Below are 18598 nucleotides of genomic sequence, written 5' to 3'. Positions count from 1 at the left end.
TTGCGTGTAGGGAAAATCCGGTTAATACGGTAGGGGAAATTACCGCACGTCCGGTTTTCTCGCCGTGGGGACTACGAGAAAAGGTTATTAAGCCCGATGAAGGCAGCATCCAAGTTTCTAAGCGCCGCGTCCGCGGTGACCCTGTCCGCGGCCATGGTCGTGCCAGGCGCGCTCGCAGTGCAGTTCGTTGCCACATCGGCGGCTGAAGCCGCTGTCGTCAGCAGAGTCGAAGTAAGCGGCAACCAGCGTATCGACGCTGAGACCATCCGCAATTACATCACCATCAAGCCGGGCAAGGCTTTCTCCAGTTCCGATATCGACGGTGCGGTCAAGGCACTGTTTGGCACCGGCCTGTTTTCGGACGTGCAGATCAACCAGGTCGGCTCGACGCTGGTGGTCAAGGTTGCCGAGTATCAGGTTGTCAACCAGGTGCTGTTCCAGAACAACAAGAAGCTCAAGGACAATGCGCTCGCGGCGGCGGTGCAGCTGAAGCCGCGCGGAACGTTCTCGCAGGCGACGCTCGATGCCGACGTGGAATCGGTCAAGGCTGCCTACAAGCGCATTGGTCGCGACGACGTGACCGTGACCACGCAGGTCATGCAGCTTGGCGACAATCGCGTGAATGTGGTCTTCAACATTGCCGAAGGCGATCGCACGCAGATCGCGGCGATCAATTTCGTCGGCAACAGCGCCTATTCCAGCCGCCGCCTGTCGGATATCATCAACACCAAGCGTTCGTCCTGGGTTTCCTTCATCCTGCGCGACGACGTCTACGACGATGACAAGCTGCGCGCGGACCAGGAGCTGCTGCGCCGCTTCTACTACAATCACGGCTATGCCGACTTCCAGGTTGTGTCCGCCGTAGGCGAGCTCGACAGCGCGACGAACAAGTACACGGTCACCATCACCGTCCAGGAAGGCGACCGCTACACGTTCGGCGATGTCAGCGTCGAGAGCACGATCCCGGAAGTCGACGGCAAGTCGCTGGAATCGGTGATCGAGACCCACAAGGGTGACGTCTACAACGCCAAGAACGTCGAAGACTCCATCATCGCGCTGACCGAAAAGGTGGCGGGTTCCGGCTATGCCTTCGCGCAGGTCACGCCGCGCGGCGACCGCAATTTCGAGAACCACACCATTTCGGTGGTCTATACGATCGACCAGGGCACCAAGGCCTATATCGAGCGCATCGAGATCCGCGGCAACGATCGCACGCGTGACTATGTCATTCGCCGGGAGTTCGACGTCAGCGAAGGCGACGCCTTCAACCAGGTGCTCATCCAGCGCGCGAAGAAGCGCCTGGAAAACTTGAATTACTTTGAGAAAGTCGACATCTCGACCGTGCCTGGCTCGCAGCCCGACCAGGTCGTTCTGGTGGTCGACGTGGTTGAGAAATCGACCGGTGAGTTCTCGGTGGGCGCTGGTTATTCGACCGGTGGCGACACGGCCGGTCCGTCGGTCGAAGGCTCGGTGACCGAGCGCAACTTCCTCGGTCGCGGTCAGTTCATCAAGCTGTCTGCGGGCGGCGGCAAGAATTCACGCGACTACAGCCTGTCCTTCACCGAGCCTTATTTCCTCGGACGGCGCATCGCCGCCGGTTTCGACATCTATAAGTCGACGCGGGAATACAACAACAACTATGACAGCGATACCACGGGCGCGACGATCCGTTTCGGCCTGCCGATCACCGACAGCATCACGACCCAGTTGGCGTACAACATCTCGCAGGAAAAATATAAAGTTGACGATGGTTGCTTGACCGATGGGGTTTATATTCCTGGCAGCCCTTGCAATATCTCAACTGCAATCCTTGATGGCATCGATCAGAGCCCTTGGATCAAGTCGTCGGTCAGTCTCGGGCTGGTCTACAACACCATCGACGACATGAAGAACCCGCATGAGGGTATCTATGCCAACACAACCGTCGAAGTGGCCGGTCTTGGCGGCGATGCCAAGTTCGTGAAGATCACGGGACGCGGCAGCGTCTATCAGACGTTGTCCGAGTCGCTTGATCTTGTCGGCCTTATTTCGGGCGGCGCCGGCCATGTCGAGGGTTATGGCAGTGACGGCCTGCGTATCTTCGATCAGTTCCAGAGCACGGACCGCATGATCCGTGGCTTCGCCTATGGCGGTATCGGGCCTGTGGATCCTCTCACGGGTGACCATCTCGGCGGTACGACCTACTTCAATGCTTCTGCTGAAGCCCAGTTCCCGCTGCCAGTCGTTCCGGAAAGCTTCGGCCTTCGCGGAGCTGTGTTTGCTGACGCGGCGACGCTCTATGGCAGCAAGGTTACGAGCGTTGCTCAGGAGTCAACGGACATGCAGCTGCGTGCCTCTGTCGGCGTTGGTCTGATGTGGGCGTCGCCGTTCGGTCCGATTCGTATCGACTATGCGATCCCGGTCAAGAAGGAAGCGCGCGACGACGTGCAGGAATTCAACTTCGGCATATCGACCCGCTTCTGATCGGCGGCCAACGATGCTCCCGGGTCTTCAGGGTCCGGGAGAAATGTTCCGACCTAGCTGGATATAGCTTCTGGAATGACCGATCCGGTGTTCTTCGCGCCATCACGCCGGTATACGGCGGGCGAAGTCGCGAATCTGACCGGCTCGGTGCTTGTCGATTCCGGCCACTCCAATATTTCGATCGAAGCACTCGCGCCGGCCAGCGAGGGCGGCGAGAATGCGCTCGTCTTTGTCGACGGCAAGCGTAATTCCGCGCTGATGCCGTCGCTGCGGGCTGCCGCGGTCCTGTGCCCGGCGGAATTTGCCGGCAAGGCGCCGGCAAGCGTTGCCGTTCTCATTCATCCGCGTCCGCAACAGGCCTTCGCGCTGATCGGGCGTCTGCTGTTTCCGAGGGCAGCGACACCAGGGCCGATGACCAGTGAAACCGGCGTCTCGCCGCACGCTCATGTCGATGCGACCGCGCATGTCGAAGCCGGTGCCGTCATCGAGGCCGGCGCGGTTGTCGGGCCAGGCGCTTCGATCGGCAGCGGTACTGTCATCGCCCCGAATGCGGTCATCGGACAATCCTGCCAGATCGGCCGCGACGGCTATGTCGGTCCGGGCGCCAGCATCCAGTATGCCTTGATCGGCAATCGCGTCATCATTCATGGCGGCGCCAGGATAGGCCAGGATGGTTTTGGCTTCGTCGGCGGGGCCAAGGGTCCTGAGCGCGTGCCGCAGATCGGCCGTGTCGTTATCCAGGACGACGTCGAGATTGGCTCCAACACCACCGTCGATCGCGGCGCCATGTCCGATACGATCATCGGCCAGGGCACCAAGATCGACAATCTCGTGCAGATCGCCCATAACGTCCGCATCGGCCGCAATTGCATAATAGCCGGGCTTTCGGGTATTTCGGGTTCTGTGGTCGTAGGTGACAATGTCACCATGGGCGGCGGCGTCGGGCTTGCGGATCACCTGACCATTGGGACAGGGGCCAAGCTTGCCGCCAGAAGTGGATTTATGAGCAATGTCCCTGCAGGCGAGATCTGGGGCGGCTATCCGGCACAGCCAATGGCGGAAGCCATGCGGGAGATAGCCATGCTGCGCAAGCTCGCCAGGACCCGCAAACAGGGCGAGGGAGGCAATGGCTGACATGATCGCGTCGACGACGCTGGAGGCGGTCGACATTATGGGGCTGATGAAGCTCCTGCCGCACCGCTATCCGTTCCTGATGATCGATCGTATCGTCGACATCGATGGCGACGAATCCGCTGTTGGCATCAAGAACGTGACCATAAACGAGCCGCATTTTCAGGGCCATTTCCCTGAGCAGCCGGTCATGCCGGGTGTGCTCATCGTCGAGGCGATGGCGCAGACGGCCGGCGCCATCTGTATCCGCAGCCTGGGTACCGAAAAGCCGTCGCTGGTCTATTTCCTGACCATCGACAACGCCAAATTCCGCAAACCGGTGGTTCCCGGCGACCAGTTGAAGATCTATGTCAAGAAAATCAAGAAACGCGGCAACCTGCTCAAATTCGCTTGTGAAGCCATGGTCGACGGCGCCAAGGCGGCCGAGGCCGAGATTTCAGCCATGATGGTCACCAGCGACTGACGATCGAGTGCTTATGAAAATCAAGACATCCATTCATGCTTCCTCCATTGTCGAGGAAGGCGCCCAAATCGGCCAAGGTGTGCGCATCGGGCCGTTCTGCCATGTCGCTGCCGATGTGGTGATCGGCGACGACGTCGAACTGGTCAGTCATGTCTCGGTGATGGGCGCGACGTCGATCGGCGCCTCGACCAAGGTCTATCCGATGGCGACATTGGGCGCACCGCCGCAGAACACCAAGCACAAGGGCGGTCGCACCACCTTGGTCATCGGCAGGAACTGCACGATCCGCGAAGGCGTGACCATGCATCTCGGCACCGATTCCAGCCGCGGCGAGACGACGGTCGGCGACAATGGCAATTTCCTTGCCTACGCCCATATCGCCCATGATTGCGTCGTCGGCAACAATGCGACGTTCGCCAATGGCGCAACGCTGGGCGGCCACTGCGAGGTCGGCAACAATGTCTATATCGGCGGACTGACCGCAGTGCATCAGTTTGTCCGCATCGGCGACAACGCCTTTCTCGGCGGCTGCTCCGCGATCGTCGGCGATGTCATCCCCTTTGCCATAGCGGTCGGCAACCGCGCCAGCCTACGCGGCCTCAACATCATCGGCCTCAAGCGCTCCGGCCTGCCAAGGTCCGAAATCCTTGTGCTGCGCAAGGCTTACAGGATGATCTTCGATCGTTCCCGCACCGTTGGCGAGAACATCGAGTTCGCCAAGGCGGAGTTCGCGTCGTCGCCGACCGCCATGAAGATCATCGATTTCATCACCAGTCGCGGCAAGCGGCACTATGCTGTGCCGTCGCTCAAGGGCGGCGATGGCGACGATGTCGATGACGAAGACTGAGACAGCGGCAGCGCGTCTTGATCTTCCGCCGGGCTCCAGGGTCGGCATCATTGCCGGCGGCGGCAGTCTGCCGGTCGAAGTCGCGGCCGGTTCGGCTGAACAAGGCTATCCGCCCTTCGTCATCCTGATGGAAGGCGAGGTCGACCGCATCGCGGAGCTCTCCCGATACGATCATGAAAGCCTCGCTCTGGAAGGTATAGGCTCGCTGGTCCCATTGCTACGGCGGCACCGGATCACCCATCTGGTGCTTGCAGGCGAGATCAAGCGCCGGCCGCGATTGCTTGCGCTGCGCCCCAGTCTCAGCCTGCTCGCGGTAATTCCGCTGGTCGTCTTGGCGCTCGCGCGTGGCGACGATGGCCTGCTGAAGGTCTTGGCGAGGGGCCTCGAAGCCCGTGGAATAAAAGTTGTCGGCGCCCATGAAGTCGTGCCGAGCCTTGTCGCCGCCGAAGGCGTCCTGACCAACGCCGCGCCACAAAAGTCGGACTGGCGTGACATCGAGGCAGGCCTTGCCGCAGCAAAAGCCATCGGGGCGCTGGACATCGGCCAGGCCGCGGTCGCCATCGGTGGCCGGACCATTGCGCTGGAAGGCATCGAAGGAACAGCCGGACTGCTTGAGCGGGCAAAGCTCTTACGCGGCCACGGCCGTATTGCGGGCAAGACTCGCGGCGTCCTGGTCAAGTGCGCCAAGCCTGGTCAGGAACTGCGAGCGGATCTTCCGTCCATCGGCCTGCAGACGGTCGAAGCAGCGCATGCAGCCGAGCTTGCCGGGATTGCCGTCGAGGCGGGACGTTCGCTGGTTCTCGAAGGTCCTGAAACCATCGCGCGCGCCAACGCACTCGGCCTGTTCGTCATTGGCCTGCCTGCCACGACGGAGCCGCACAGTGGCTGACAGGGCATTGAAGATCGCGATTGTTGCCGGCGAGGAGTCCGGCGACCTGCTCGGCGCCGACATAGTACGCTCGCTCAGGCAGGCGGCCGGGCGCGAGGTGCAACTCGTCGGCCTCGGCGGCCGTCATTTGCAGACGCTGGGACTGGTCTCGCCATTCGATGCCGGTGAGATCGCCCTCATGGGGTTCAGTGCCGTCCTGCGCGACCTTCCGCGCCTGATGCGGCGGATCAGCCAACTGGCCAAGACCGTTGCCGACGAAAAGCCGGATTGCCTCGTCACCATTGACAGTCCGGACTTTTCGTTGCGCGTCGCCAAAAAGGTGCGTGCGGCCAACCCGTCGATTCCGATCATCCACTATGTCTGCCCGAGCGTGTGGGCGTGGCGGCCGGGCAGGGCGGTCGCGATGAAGCCCTATGTCGACCACATCCTCTGCATCCTGCCTTTCGAGGTTAAGGAGTTGGAGCGGCTCGGCGGGCCATCGGGCACCTATGTTGGGCATCGCCTGACGCACGATGCGGGCTTGCTCGCTGCAGCCAAGGCGCAGGAGTTGCCGCGCGACCTTTCTCCTGATCGGGTCAAAACCTTGCTCGTCCTGCCCGGTTCGCGGCGTGGCGAGGTACGGCGGCTGCTCGACCCGTTCGGCGAGACGGTGTCGATCCTGCGCGCGCGCGGCCACCGCTTGCGGCTGCTGCTGCCGACCGTCCCGCATGTCGCCGACCTCGTCAAATCTTCCGTCAACCGCTGGGATGAAAAGCCTGAGATCATCGTCGAGCCCCAGCGCAAATGGCAGGCTTTCGGCAGGGCCGATGCGGCGCTGATCGCGTCCGGGACGGTATCGCTGGAACTGGCGCTGGCCGGCGTGCCGATGATTTCCTGCTACAGGCTCGACCCGGTCGCGCGCATCTTGGCGCCGTACCTCGTTTCCGTCTGGTCGGCGCTGCTGCCCAATCTGATATCGGATCGAGCGCTTATTCCCGAATTCTACGACGGCTATATCAAGCCGAACAATCTTGCCCGGCAATTGGAGGCACTGTTCGCCGACAGCGGCATGCGTGCCTGGCAGAAGGATGGATTTGCAGAGATCAGGCGGCGCATGGCTACGGGCAGACCGTCCGGCGAGATCGCCGCGCAGGTGGTGATGCGGTATGTCAAGAGAGTGAGTAGTCAGTAATCAGTAGAAATGGTCGACTTCACTACTCACTACTCACTACTCACTATTTCCTAATTCACCGCTTGGCGATCGGCACGTAATCCCGCTCCGGTGCACCGGTATAGAGCTGGCGCGGGCGGCCAATCTTCTGGCGCGGATCCTCGATCATCTCTTTCCACTGGGCGATCCAGCCGACGGTGCGGGCGACCGCGAACAGCACGGTGAACATCGTGGTGGGGAAGCCCAGCGCCTTCAGCGTAATGCCGGAATAGAAGTCGACATTCGGGTAGAGCTTCTTCTCGATGAAATAGGAATCGGTCAGCGCGATCTTTTCCAGCTCCATGGCGATGTCGAGCAGCGGATCGTCCTTGATGCCGAGCTCGCCCAGAACCTCATGTGCCGTCTTCTGCATGATCTTGGCGCGCGGATCGTAGTTCTTGTAGACGCGGTGGCCGAAGCCCATCAAGCGGAACGGGTCGTCCTTGTCCTTGGCGCGGGCGATGAATTCCGGGATGTGATCGACATGGCCGATCTCGCCAAGCATGTTGAGCGCCGCTTCATTGGCGCCGCCATGCGCGGGTCCCCACAGGCAGGCTATGCCGGCGGCGATGCACGCAAACGGGTTGGCGCCCGACGAGCCGGCGAGGCGAACGGTCGAGGTCGAGGCATTCTGCTCGTGGTCGGCGTGCAGGATGAAGATGCGTTCCATGGCGCGCGCCAGCACCGGATTGATCTTGTATTCCTCGCAAGGCACGGCAAAGCACATATGCAGGAAGTTGGCGGCAAAGTTCAGCTCGTTCTTCGGGTAAATGAAGGGCTGGCCGATGTGGTATTTGTAGGCCATCGCCGCGATCGTCGGCATCTTGGCGATCAGCCGCATGGAGGCAACCATGCGCTGGTAGGGGTCGGAAATGTCGGTGGAGTCGTGATAAAAGGCCGACAGCGCGCCGACCACGCCGCACATCACCGCCATCGGATGCGCGTCGCGGCGGAAGCCGGTGAAAAAGCGCGACATCTGCTCATGCACCATGGTGTGGCGCGTCACGCGGTAATCGAAATCGTCCTTCTGCGCCTTGGTCGGCAATTCACCGTAGAGCAGGAGATAGCAGACCTCGAGGAAGTCGCCATGTTCGGCCAACTGGTCGATCGGATAGCCGCGGTGCAACAGGATGCCGGCGTCGCCGTCGATGAAGGTGATTTCGGACTCGCAGCTTGCCGTCGAGGTGAAGCCGGGATCGTAGGTGAAAGCGCCGGTGGTTGAGTAGAGCGAGGCGATGTCGATCACATCAGGCCCGACCGAACCGCTTCGCACCTTGAATTCATGGGTCTTGCCGGCGAATTCAAGCGTTGCGGTGGCCTCTTGGGTCTTGCCCAAATCCAGTTTTTTCGCAGCTTCGGTCATTGCAAACTCCTTCTTGTTTCCTCATGCCGGCAAAGGCAAATTTCGCAGAGCGACACGTCGAAAATCACCGCAATGCGCGTATTCGCCACCGCATTTCAGGAGGTGCGTGCCAGATTGGGCCAAGGCCTAATGTTGCACTGCGAAACCCGCCTTTCAATGCCAATCTTCTTGGGCCAGTTTGCTCCTAATCGATTTGATCTGAGATGCGCGCCAGGCTTTCCTCGCGGCCGAGCACGGCGAGCACATCGAACACGCCCGGCGAGGTGCTTTTGCCGGTCAAAGCGGCGCGCAAAGGCTGGGCCACCGCGCCGAGCTTGTGGCTGCCGGCCGCCGCCACCTCGCGGATCGCCGCCTCCGCCGAGACGGCTGTCCAGTCACCCGCAAGCCCGTTCAAAGCTTCGTGAGCACTGCGCAGGATCTTGCGGGCATCGTCGGTGAGCAGAAGGGCCGCCTTGTCGTCGATCGGCAGCGGTCGCGTGGCAAACAGGAAGGCCGCGCCGTCGACGAGCTCCACCAGCGTCTTGGCGCGCTCCTTCAGGCCCGGAAGCGCTGCCAGCAACTGCGCCTTGGTGCTGTCGTTCAGGCGTGCGGCGATCGCCGGGCCACCTTCGAGGTAGGGCAGGGTGGCGATGAAGATGTCGAACAGTTCGGCATCGCTCATGCGACGCATATGTGCGCCGTTGATTGCCTCCAGCTTGGCGAAGTCGAAGCGCGCCGCGCCCTTGTTGACATCGCCGATGTCGAACCAGGAAATCATGTCCTTGATCGACATGATCTCGTGGTCGCCATGGCTCCAGCCGAGACGCGCCAGGTAGTTGAGCAGCGCCTCCGGCAGGTAGCCCATGGCGCGATAAGCCTCGACGCCAAGCGCGCCGTGCCGCTTCGATAGCTTGGCGCCATCGGCGCCGTGGATCAGCGGGATATGCGACATGGACGGCACGTTCCAGCCCATGGCGTTGTAGATCACGGTCTGGCGAGCGGCGTTGGTCAGATGATCATCGCCGCGAATGATATGGGTGACGCCCATATCATGATCATCGACGACGACGGCATGCATGTAAGTGGGATTGCCGTCAGAACGCAGGATGATGAAGTCGTCGAGATCCTTGTTGGGAAAGCGCACGTCGCCCTGGACCCGGTCATGGACGACGGTCTCGCCTTCGGTCGGCGCCTTGATGCGGATGGCGCCCTTGGCGCCTGCGGGTGCCTCTGAGGGGTCGCGGTCGCGCCAGCGGCCATCGTAGCGGGGTGGCAGCCCCTTGGCTCTGGCGGCCTCGCGCATGGCCTCCAGTTCGGCTGGCGTGGCGTAGCAATAATAGGCCTTGCCCATGCGCACGAGCTCCTCGGCCACCTCGCGGTGGCGGGGCGCACGCTCGAACTGCGACACCGGCTCGCCGTCCCAGCTCAGGCCAAGCCAGGAAAGCCCGTCGAGGATGGCAGCCGTCGCGGCTTCATTGGAGCGTTCGCGATCGGTGTCCTCGATGCGCAGCAGCATCGTGCCGCCGGTATGCTTTGCATACAGCCAGTTGAACAGCGCCGTGCGCGCGCCGCCTATGTGCAAATAGCCGGTGGGCGAGGGGGCAAAACGGGTGACGACCTTGTCGGACATGGAACTCTCGGAAACCATCTGAAGCGGGGTGCGGTCGCGCGGACTTTCGCGCTTTGCGCGTTCATGTAGCATAGGGTGTCGAGGGCGCAAGGGGCAGACCCGATGGCTGGACGAGGCTGGGGCTCGGATCAGGGCGAGGACGCTGCCATTGGCGTCAGCGAACGGTCCCTGTTTGCGCCTCTGCCAGCCTCATTGCCGCCGCCGTCGCCCCTCGTGCCGGATTCCGGCAAGCTGCCCTTGCAAACGGGTATCGCCGCCTCTGTTCCTGTTGCCGAAACCGGCAGGATCGTGCGCGTGCGCCGGCAGATCGGCCTGATATCACTGCCTCGCCTGGGCCACAGCGTGAACACGGCGGCGAGCCTGGAACTCGACCGGGGCGTGGCCTTCCTGCTGGTACCGGTCTGCCTTGCGATCGGAGCGATCGGCTATTTTTCGCTGGCTGCGGAGCCTGACTTTGTGAGACCTGTCGCGGTTGTCATCCTGACGGGGATCTGTGCGCTGGTCTCGCGCTCATGGCCAAAGACCCATCTGTGTTTCATGGCGGCACTTTTGTGCACCCTAGGACTGCTTGCTGCCAAGGTCGAGACGTGGCGTGCGGGCACACAAATGTTGGGCTCGGAAATCTCGACGCAGGTGACCGGCCGCGTCGTCTCGCTCGACCGGATGGAAACTGGCCGTATCCGGCTGACCATCGACGTAACATCGACCGCAAGACCGAAACTGCGCTATGCGCCGGAACGGGTGCGGCTTTCGGCACGCAAGATCCCGGCTGACGTGACCGCAGGCTCTCTCATCACCGGATATGCCAAGCTTTTGCCGCCGACCGGGCCGGTGCGACCGGACAGCTATGATTTCTCCCTCGACAGCTATTTTGCCGGCATTGGCGGCAGCGGGTTCTTTCTCGGCAATCCCAAGCTTGTCGTCACCGATGATGGCGACATGCCGCTGTCGGCCCGAATTTCCTCCAGCGTGGAAAATGCCCGTGAAGGCATCGCCGACCATATCAGGGCGAGCGTCGGCGGCGCCGAAGGCGAGATCGCCGCGGCGCTGATCGTCGGCGTGCGCGCCGGCATTCCCGATGACATCAATGAGGCGATGCGACGTACCGGCATCTACCACATCATCTCCATTTCGGGACTGCACATGGCTCTGGTCGCCGGCACCATCATGGGGTTGCTGCGCGGCGCCTTCGCCTTGTTTCCCGATTTTTCCGCGCGTCGCCCGGTCAAGAAGTATGCCGCTGCCGCCGCACTGTTCTCGATCGCAGCCTACCTCGTCATCTCAGGTATCGTCGTCGCCGCCGAGCGCAGCTTCATCATGCTGGCAGTGATGCTGATTGCAGTTCTGTTCGATCGAGCAGCACTCACCATGCGCAATCTGGCGATCTCGGCGATCGCCGTCATCGTGGTGTCGCCGCATGAGGTGGTCGGCCCGAGTTTTCAAATGTCTTTCGCCGCGACCGCGGCTCTGGTCGGCGCTTATGCCGGCTGGGCGGATCACCGCGCGGGAAAAGCAAGAACGCCACCGCCGAAGCGATCCTTGCCCGGGTTCCTGACACGAAAATTCCTGCTGGCGGCAATCGGTCTGGCCATGACCTCGATCATCGCCGGCAGCGCCACGACGCTGTTTGCCATCTGGCATTTTCAGCGTGTGTCGCCGCTCAGCCTGTTCGCCAATCTCGCGGTTATGCCGATCGTCACCGTCGTCATGTTCCTGGCCGTCGCCAGCGCGCTGCTGATGCCTTTCGGATTGGATTGGCCAGCTCTCTACCTGATGGGCAAGGGCCTGACGATGATGATCGCCATATCAGGCTGGATCTCCGAGCGTTCGCCTGTCGATGGGGTCGGGCTGATTTCGCAACAGTCGGTCCTGCTGGTGGCCATTGCCCTGGTCATCGCGACGATGGCGACGACATGGCTGCGGATCGCGGCTCTGCCATTCGCGTTGGCAGGCTTGCTGACCGTCTCGGATACGCGCACGCCCGATGTGCTGATCTCGGAAGACGCCCGGCTGGTGGCGTTGCCGATCGGTGGCGGTGAGCTTGCCGTTAGCCGGCAACGGCCGAACGAATTCACCGTCGACAACTGGAAACGCGCGCTGACATCGGAAACCATCGTCGTTCCGGAAGTGTTCGACAACAGCGATGGGCAATTCGACGTAGCGGATGCCGTTGAGCTACCGCCGGGATCGCCGTTCTATTGCTCCTCAGGCGTTTGCGTGGCCAGGCACATGTCCGGTGCGATCATTGCCTATGTCGAGGACCGCAAGGACACCTGGAAAGCCTGCGGCTTCGCCGATCTGATCGTCGTCAACGATGCCACCGCCTATGACGCCTGTCACAACCCGCTGGTTCTCGTCATCACCAAGCGGCAACTGGCTCGCAAAGGCAGTGCCGCGGTCTTCTTCGATCGCCAATCGGCGACCACGCCGGCGACGATCAGCTTCGCCGTGGACAGCCCATATCGGCCCTGGCACACGCAACGCAAATACTCTCGCGAGGCGAGGGGGCTGGCCCCCTTCAAGAAACCCGAGAAGCCAGTGGTCAACCCACAGCCGTCTCAGTAGCGACGGATCAGGCCGACGAGCTTGCCTTGCACCTTGACCCTGTCGGGCCCGAAAATCCGTGTCTCATAGGCTGGATTGGCGGCTTCGAGGGCAATCGAGGCGCCCTTGCGGCGGAACCGCTTCAGCGTCGCTTCCTCTTCATCGACCAGCGCCACGATGATCTCGCCGGGGCTGGCCGTATCGGCGTTACGGATGATAACGGTGTCGCCGTCGAAGATGCCGGCCTCGATCATCGAATCGCCCTTGACCTCCAGCGCATAGTGCGCGCCGCCCATGATCATGTCCGGCGGCACCGAAATCGAATGCGTCTGATGCTGGATGGCATCGATCGGCACGCCGGCGGCGATGCGACCCATGACCGGGATCGAAACGGCAGAGACCGCATCGTCGTCATTGCCGGGCGAAGGCATCCGCGAAGGCGCCGGCTTGATCTGCCGGCCAAGAGCACCACCCTGACCAAGACTGCCCTGGATGACGCTTGGCGAAAACTTCTTTGCCGCATTGAGGCCTGGCGCGATGGAGTCCGGCAGCCGCAGCACTTCCAGCGCGCGGGCCCGATTGGGCAGCCGGCGGATAAAGCCGCGCTCCTCAAGGGCCGTGATCAGCCGATGAATCCCGGATTTGGAGGCAAGGTCGAGCGCCTCCTTCATCTCGTCGAAGGATGGCGGAATGCCGCTCTCCTTCAGGCGTTCATGGATGAACATCAGCAGTTCATGTTGCTTGCGTGTCAGCATGGCGGCCCCCAGGTTCCCTGAAACCAGAATCGAAAAACAAACCCAGAACAAACACTATCTGTTCCAGTTGTGTTCTGCAACCGTTTAAAGTTTAATGAATTTGTTAAGGCTGCTGAAATTATTTGGCGCTTGCCAGCGGGTTACGATCCACGGGCGCCACCTTCGGCAATGCGCCTGCTCACATTGAAATTGTTATGGTTAATGACCTGTGGCTTATCCTCTACCAAAGCTTGGCATTATCTGTCGATCGACCTCGACAAGGGGCGATTGCAACCTTCGGGACGTTCGTTGGCCGTGAACGAAACGGAGCCAAAACGCCAACGTCAGTTGGGCATTTTGGCTGGAAATTCAGCTCTCCGTCATTTGCCAGGCAGTGAGGGCAGCGACGGCGGATCGCCGGGATCGGTGCGTCAGGTAACGGCTTCCTTGACGGCGAAACGCTGGTCCTTCCATGCACCCGTGCGCAGAATATCTTCCAGAACCTCAACCGCCAGCCACACATCCTTGTAGCTGACATAGAGCGGCGTGAAGCCGAAGCGGATGGTCGACGGTGCGCGGAAGTCACCGATCACCCCGCGCTCGATCAGCGCCCGCATGATTTGATAGCCATGGTCGTGAAGGAACGACACCTGGCTGCCGCGCCTGGTCGCGTCGCGGGTGGTCTCCAGCGTGAGACCGTAGGCGCCGCACTTGGCTTCGACGAGCTGGATGAACAGTTCTGTCTGCGCGACGCTCTTCTTTCGCAATGCCGCCATGTCGACGTCGCTCCAGATGGCAAGCGCGCCTTTGAGCGCCCGCATCGACAGGACCGGTTGCGTACCGCACAGAAAACGGCGGATGCCGGTGCCGGCAACATAACCCCGTTCGAAGGCAAAGGGCCGCGCATGGCCCCACCAGCCGCTGAGCGGCTGGCTGATATCGCCGTGGTGGCGCTGCGCGGCATAGATGAAGGCCGGCGCGCCCGGACCGCCGTTGAGGTACTTGTACGTGCAGCCGACAGCGAAATCGGCATTTGCCTGATCGAGCTCGACGGGCAGGGCGCCGGCGGTGTGGCAGAGATCCCAGACGATCAGCGCTCCGGCCGCATGAGCCCTGCGCGTCAGCGCCGCCATGTCGCGCAGTTCACCCGATTTGTAATTGACGTGGTTGACCAGCACCACCGCGACGTTTTCGTCGATCAGATCTTCGATGGTCGGCGCGTCGACGCCCGCGAGGCGCAGCAGGACGCCATCCCGGGTCGAGGCCACGCCTTCGGCGATGTACAGGTCGGTGGGAAAACTGTCACCTTCGGCGACGATGGCTGACCGGCCGGGCCGCATCTCCATCGCTGCGTGCAGCACCTTGTAGATGTTGATCGATGTCGTGTCGCAGACAACGGTCTGGCCGGCCGCGGCTCCTATCAGGCGTCCGAGCTGGTCGCCGAGTTCGATCGGCATCTCGAACCATCCGGCCGTGTTCCAGGCTCGGATAAGATCTCGGGCCCATTCCTGCGTCGCCGCCTGCTGCAGCTCGCCGAAAACGGCATGAGATGCTGCCCCCAGTGAATTGCCGTCGAGATAGATCACCCCCTCCGGCAGAATGAAACGGTCGCGCATGGCCCGCAGCGGATCCGTGGCATCCATCGCTTCGACTGCGGCGAGATCAGGAATTCCACTCATGGTCAGTCCCCGGTTGTTCGCGAAGGGGTTTCCGCCACAGAGCGTCCCTTCGGTGAGCCTGTTCTCATTTCGATGATGTCAGAGCCGGGTGCGGACCGTCCACAGCTCCGGAAACAGCACGACCTCGAGCATTTTCTTCAGATACGAAGCGCCCGACGTGCCGCCGGTGCCGCGCTTCAGACCGATGATGCGCTCCACCGTGGTGACGTGGTTGAAGCGCCAGCGGCGGAAATAATCCTCGAAGTCGACCAGCTTCTCGGCCAGTTCGTAGAACATCCAGTAGCGCTGCGGATCGCGGTAGATGGTCTGCCAGGCGACCAGGACCTCTTCATTCTCGGTTCGCGTCTCACGCCAGTCCGTGCGCCTGGCATCGGCACCGATGTCGAATCCGTGGCGCGCCAAAAGCAGCAGCGCTTCGTCGTAGAGCGATGGCTCGGCCAGGATGGCTTCCAGCTTTCCGCTGAGGTCAGGCCGATGCTTGTGAGGGCCGAGCATGGCCAGGTTGCGGTTGCCGGCCATGAACTCGATGGCGCGATACTGCCAGGACTGGAAACCCGAGGACTGGCCGAGCGCGTCGCGAAACTGGGTGTATTCGCTGGGCGTCATCGTCCGCAGCACATCCCAGGCATTGTTCAGCTGCTCGAAGATGCGCGCGACTCGCGACAGCATCTTGAAGCTCGGCTCAAGCCGGTCGGCGCGGATCGAGCGGATCGCGGCGCCAATCTCGTGCAAAGCGAGCTTCATCCACAGTTCCGAGGTCTGGTGCTGGATGATGAACAGCATCTCGTCATGCGCCGACGACAGCGGCGTCTGCGCCTCCAGCACTTTCTCCAGGTGCAGATAGTCGCTGTACGACATGCGCTCGTTGAACGACATCTGTGCGCCTTCGGACGCCGGATCGTAGGGCTCGCTCAATTGACTTTCTCCGTGCGCAGCCGGAAGCGCTGGATCTTGCCGGTCTGGGTCTTGGGCAAAGCAGCAATGAATTTCACCGATCGCGGGTATTTGTAGGGCGCGATCGTCGCCTTGACATGGTCCTGCAGGCGCTTGGTGGTCAATGCGTCAGGCGCCACGCCCTGCACCAGCACGACATGCGCCTCGACGATCTGGCCGCGCTCGGCGTCCTCGGCGCCGATCACCGCGCATTCGGCGACGTCGGGATGTGACAGAAGTGCGGCCTCGACCTCGGGGCCGGCAATGTTGTAGCCGGCGCTGACGATCATATCGTCGGAGCGCGCGGCGAAATGGAAGAAGCCGTCCTCGTCCTGCGTGAAGGTGTCGCCGGTGATGTTCCAGCCGTCGCGCACGTAGTCCTTCTGCCTGATATCGGCCATGTAGCGGCAGCCGGTCGGGCCGCGCACCGCCAGCCTGCCGGTCGCGCCGCGCGGTACTTCGCGCATCTCGTCGTCGACGATGCGCGCCTCGTAGCCGCCGACCGGCTTGCCGGTCGACGCGGGCTTCATGTCGCCAAAGCGGTTGGAGATGAAGATGTGCAGCATTTCGGTGGCGCCGATGCCGTCGAGGATCGGCTTGCCGGTCTTTTGCGTCCACTCTTCGAAAACCGGAGCGGGCAAGGTTTCGCCGGCTGAAACGGCAACCCGCAGCGAAGACAAATCGGCACCTTCATCCATGGCCTTCAGCATGGCGCGGTAGGCAGTCGGCGCGGTGAAGGAGATCGTGGCTTTGTAGGTCTCGATGATGTGGATCATGTTGGGTGGCGTCGCCTGCTCCAGCAGCGTCGCCGCCGCACCGAAGCGCAGGGGAAAGATAGCGAGCCCGCCAAGGCCGAAAGTGAAGGCCAGCGGCGGCGAGCCGACGAAGATGTCGTCCGGCGTCACCTCCAGGATTTCGCGGGCATAGGCGTCGGCGATGATCAGGAGGTCGCGGTGGAAATGCATCGTCGCCTTCGGCACGCCTGTCGTGCCCGAGGTGAAGCCGAGCAGCGCGACATCGTCGCGGCCGGTGTTGACGGCGGTGAATGTCACCGGCTTGTCGAGAGCGGCACGATCGAGCTCGGCATCATGGTTGGCGGTGCCGTCGAAGCCTATGACCTGTTTGAGGAAGGCGCTGTCCTTGGCGCAGGCGGTCATCTCGTCCATCAGCCTGGAGTCGCAGAGCGCGACGGTGATTTCCGCCTTGTCGACGATCTTGGCCAGTTCGCCGGCGCGCAGCATAGGCATGGTGTTGACGACCACGGCGCCGACCTTGGTGGCAGCCAGCCAGCAGGCGACCATGGCGGGGTTGTTGGCCGAGCGGATCAGCACCCGGTTGCCGGGCTCGACGCCATAATTCTCGACCAGCGCGTGGGCGAGCCTGTTCGTCCAGTCGGACAGTTCCTTGTAGGTGCGGCGGCGGCCATTGCCGATCAGGGCTGTGCGGTCGCCGAGGCCCTTCTCGACCAGCCGGTCGGTCAGTTCGACACCGGCGTTAAGGCGTTCGGGATAGTCGAAGCCGTCGAGCAGTATATCGGGCCATTGCTCCGGCGGCGGCAGGTGATCGCGCGTGAACGTGTCGATATGCGCTGAAGGCCCAAGCATGTCGCCGCTCTCCCGTCTGCTGCCTGGCCAGTGCGCAATGCGCCTTGGCTGGATGTGGTGGATCCTAAGGTCCTGCTCTGAGGAGGCTTCGTGCTGCCCATCACGCCTGCTCGGAGATGCGCGCCCGAAAGGGTGAACATCTGCAGGTGAGGGCAGCACAGCAGACCTCCCATTGTCGGCTGTTCGTAAGGGCAGGATCGCACCAGTCGAAATTTGTTTCAAGCCTAAAATGTTTTTGCCCTGGAGCATTGACGCATGGCGTGGCGCTGGCCATTGCTAGCGCAACAGCGATGCCGTTTTGGGGGAGGGCGCAGATGTTCGAACGTCACATCGTCGATTGGGATGATGCCTATGCCAACGGCGCGAACATTGCCGGCAGCGACCGTTGGCCAGCCGCCTGGGCCGAGCCAGCGGCAGCATTCCGTGATGCGCTCTCGGCAGAGAGCCGGGCACGGCTCGACATCGCCTATGGCGACGGGCCGCGCAATGGGCTCGATCTTTTCCTTCCCAAGGCCGCGCCCAAAGGACTGGTGGTGATTATCCATGGCGGTTACTGGCTGGAGACCGACAAGAGCTTGTGGTCGCATCTCGCCAATGGCGCGGTCGGCAGCGGCTTCGCCGTTGCGATGCCCTCCTACACGCTGTGCCCGGACATACGCATCGCAGGCATCGTCCGGGAGGTCGGGGCGGCGATTGGCAAGGCAGCGGCAATGGTTGACGGACCGCTGATGCTGACCGGACATTCGGCCGGCGGCCATCTCGCCACCCGGATGGTGACGACAACCACGCCTTTGGCGCCGGATGTGGCGCGGCGCATACGCCATGTCGTTTCGATTTCAGGTCTACACGATTTGCGTCCGCTCATGCGCACCGGCATGAACAAGGACCTGGCAATCGACGAAGAGGAGGCGCTGGCTGAAAGCCCAGCCCTGCTGCGCCCGATGGATGGCGCCCGCATCACCTGCTGGGCCGGCGGCGGTGAGCGCGCCGAGTTCCTGCGCCAGAATGCGTTGCTTGCCAACATCTGGACCGGCCTCGGCGCCACCACCAGCACCGTGGTCGAGCCCGACCGGCATCACTACGACATTGTCGACGGCCTTACCGATCCGGCGCATCCGCTGACGCAGAGCTTGATCTCCAGCTAGAGCCG

At 62.2% G+C, this 18598-nt stretch carries 14 protein-coding genes; 8 read left to right on the top strand and 6 right to left on the bottom strand.

Annotated features, from left to right (window positions below):
- The first annotated feature begins 96 nt into the window (after positions 1-96).
- The 6 genes from bamA (at position 97) to lpxB (ending at position 6964) form a co-directional block, all read left to right on the top strand.
- Positions 97-2463 (top strand): outer membrane protein assembly factor BamA, encoded by a 2367-nt coding sequence (gene bamA / locus P3C39_RS07915; protein WP_013531755.1) that lies wholly within the window; start codon positions 97-99, stop codon positions 2461-2463.
- A 75-nt stretch (positions 2464-2538) separates the two neighbouring features.
- Positions 2539-3597, top strand: a complete 1059-nt coding sequence (lpxD, locus tag P3C39_RS07910; RefSeq protein WP_275953068.1) for a UDP-3-O-(3-hydroxymyristoyl)glucosamine N-acyltransferase — start codon at positions 2539-2541, stop codon at positions 3595-3597.
- Complete coding sequence (fabZ, locus tag P3C39_RS07905; protein WP_027036657.1) at positions 3590-4057, top strand: 3-hydroxyacyl-ACP dehydratase FabZ; 468 nt, start codon at positions 3590-3592, stop codon at positions 4055-4057. Before lpxD ends, fabZ begins: the two co-directional genes overlap by 8 nt.
- A gap of 13 nt (positions 4058-4070) precedes the next feature.
- Positions 4071-4904, top strand: a complete 834-nt coding sequence (lpxA, locus tag P3C39_RS07900) for an acyl-ACP--UDP-N-acetylglucosamine O-acyltransferase (protein ID WP_063167971.1) — start codon at positions 4071-4073, stop codon at positions 4902-4904.
- The gene (locus P3C39_RS07895) at positions 4876-5793 is read left to right on the top strand and encodes an LpxI family protein (RefSeq protein WP_275953067.1); all 918 of its coding nucleotides are present in this window, start codon (positions 4876-4878) and stop codon (positions 5791-5793) included. The genes lpxA and P3C39_RS07895 overlap by 29 nt, the downstream gene beginning before the upstream one ends.
- The gene (gene lpxB / locus P3C39_RS07890; protein WP_063167972.1) at positions 5786-6964 is read left to right on the top strand and encodes a lipid-A-disaccharide synthase; all 1179 of its coding nucleotides are present in this window, start codon (positions 5786-5788) and stop codon (positions 6962-6964) included. Before P3C39_RS07895 ends, lpxB begins: the two co-directional genes overlap by 8 nt.
- Before the next feature lie 55 nt (positions 6965-7019).
- Here the strand turns inward: lpxB and gltA are convergent, their stop codons facing one another.
- Positions 7020-8345 carry a citrate synthase gene (gltA, locus tag P3C39_RS07885; RefSeq protein WP_013531749.1) on the bottom strand — a complete coding sequence of 442 codons (1326 nt, stop codon included), beginning with the start codon at positions 8343-8345 and terminating at the stop codon, positions 7020-7022.
- A gap of 184 nt (positions 8346-8529) precedes the next feature.
- Entirely contained in the window at positions 8530-9954 is a 1425-nt protein-coding gene (gltX, locus tag P3C39_RS07880; protein ID WP_275953066.1) for a glutamate--tRNA ligase, read from the bottom strand.
- Between the two features lie 102 nt (positions 9955-10056).
- Here gltX and P3C39_RS07875 point away from each other — a divergent pair, with 102 nt between their 5' ends.
- Positions 10057-12519: a ComEC/Rec2 family competence protein gene (locus P3C39_RS07875; protein ID WP_275953065.1), complete on the top strand. Its 2463-nt coding sequence runs from the start codon at positions 10057-10059 to the stop codon at positions 12517-12519.
- Here P3C39_RS07875 and lexA read toward each other — a convergent pair.
- The 4 genes from lexA to P3C39_RS07855 form a co-directional block, all read right to left on the bottom strand.
- Positions 12513-13253, bottom strand: coding sequence for a transcriptional repressor LexA (gene lexA, locus P3C39_RS07870; protein WP_013531746.1), 741 nt, complete (start codon positions 13251-13253; stop codon positions 12513-12515). The genes P3C39_RS07875 and lexA overlap by 7 nt on opposite strands.
- A gap of 410 nt (positions 13254-13663) precedes the next feature.
- Complete coding sequence (kynU, locus tag P3C39_RS07865) at positions 13664-14911, bottom strand: kynureninase (protein ID WP_275953063.1); 1248 nt, start codon at positions 14909-14911, stop codon at positions 13664-13666.
- 78 nt (positions 14912-14989) lie between these two features.
- Positions 14990-15826 carry a tryptophan 2,3-dioxygenase gene (gene kynA, locus P3C39_RS07860; RefSeq protein WP_275953062.1) on the bottom strand — a complete coding sequence of 279 codons (837 nt, stop codon included), beginning with the start codon at positions 15824-15826 and terminating at the stop codon, positions 14990-14992.
- Positions 15823-17448, bottom strand: a complete 1626-nt coding sequence (locus P3C39_RS07855; protein ID WP_024503340.1) for an AMP-binding protein — start codon at positions 17446-17448, stop codon at positions 15823-15825. Before P3C39_RS07855 ends, kynA begins: the two co-directional genes overlap by 4 nt.
- Before the next feature lie 314 nt (positions 17449-17762).
- Between P3C39_RS07855 and P3C39_RS07850 the strand changes: the two genes are divergently transcribed.
- Entirely contained in the window at positions 17763-18593 is an 831-nt protein-coding gene (locus P3C39_RS07850; RefSeq protein ID WP_024503339.1) for an alpha/beta hydrolase, read from the top strand.
- The last annotated feature ends 5 nt before the right edge of the window (positions 18594-18598 follow it).

This window comes from Mesorhizobium sp. XAP4 (assembly GCF_029269325.1).
GTDB lineage: Bacteria > Pseudomonadota > Alphaproteobacteria > Rhizobiales > Rhizobiaceae > Mesorhizobium > Mesorhizobium ciceri.
Note: the sequence above shows the minus strand (reverse complement) of the source record. Positions and strands in the feature narration are given on the sequence as shown.

Bases quoted from the DNA above. Each gene is read 5' to 3' on its own strand.
- P3C39_RS07855 (WP_024503340.1), bottom strand. From the start codon at position 17,448: ATGCTTGGGCCTTCAGCGCATATCGACACGTTCACGCGCGATCACCTG.
- lexA (WP_013531746.1), bottom strand. From the start codon at position 13,253: ATGCTGACACGCAAGCAACATGAACTGCTGATGTTCATCCATGAACGC.
- P3C39_RS07895 (WP_275953067.1), top strand. From the start codon at position 4,876: ATGGCGACGATGTCGATGACGAAGACTGAGACAGCGGCAGCGCGTCTT.
- lpxA (WP_063167971.1), top strand. From the start codon at position 4,071: ATGAAAATCAAGACATCCATTCATGCTTCCTCCATTGTCGAGGAAGGC.
- fabZ (WP_027036657.1), top strand. From the start codon at position 3,590: ATGGCTGACATGATCGCGTCGACGACGCTGGAGGCGGTCGACATTATG.
- P3C39_RS07850 (WP_024503339.1), top strand. From the start codon at position 17,763: ATGTTCGAACGTCACATCGTCGATTGGGATGATGCCTATGCCAACGGC.
- gltA (WP_013531749.1), bottom strand. From the start codon at position 8,345: ATGACCGAAGCTGCGAAAAAACTGGATTTGGGCAAGACCCAAGAGGCC.
- kynU (WP_275953063.1), bottom strand. From the start codon at position 14,911: ATGAGTGGAATTCCTGATCTCGCCGCAGTCGAAGCGATGGATGCCACG.
- bamA (WP_013531755.1), top strand. From the start codon at position 97: ATGAAGGCAGCATCCAAGTTTCTAAGCGCCGCGTCCGCGGTGACCCTG.
- P3C39_RS07875 (WP_275953065.1), top strand. From the start codon at position 10,057: ATGGCTGGACGAGGCTGGGGCTCGGATCAGGGCGAGGACGCTGCCATT.
- gltX (WP_275953066.1), bottom strand. From the start codon at position 9,954: ATGTCCGACAAGGTCGTCACCCGTTTTGCCCCCTCGCCCACCGGCTAT.
- lpxD (WP_275953068.1), top strand. From the start codon at position 2,539: ATGACCGATCCGGTGTTCTTCGCGCCATCACGCCGGTATACGGCGGGC.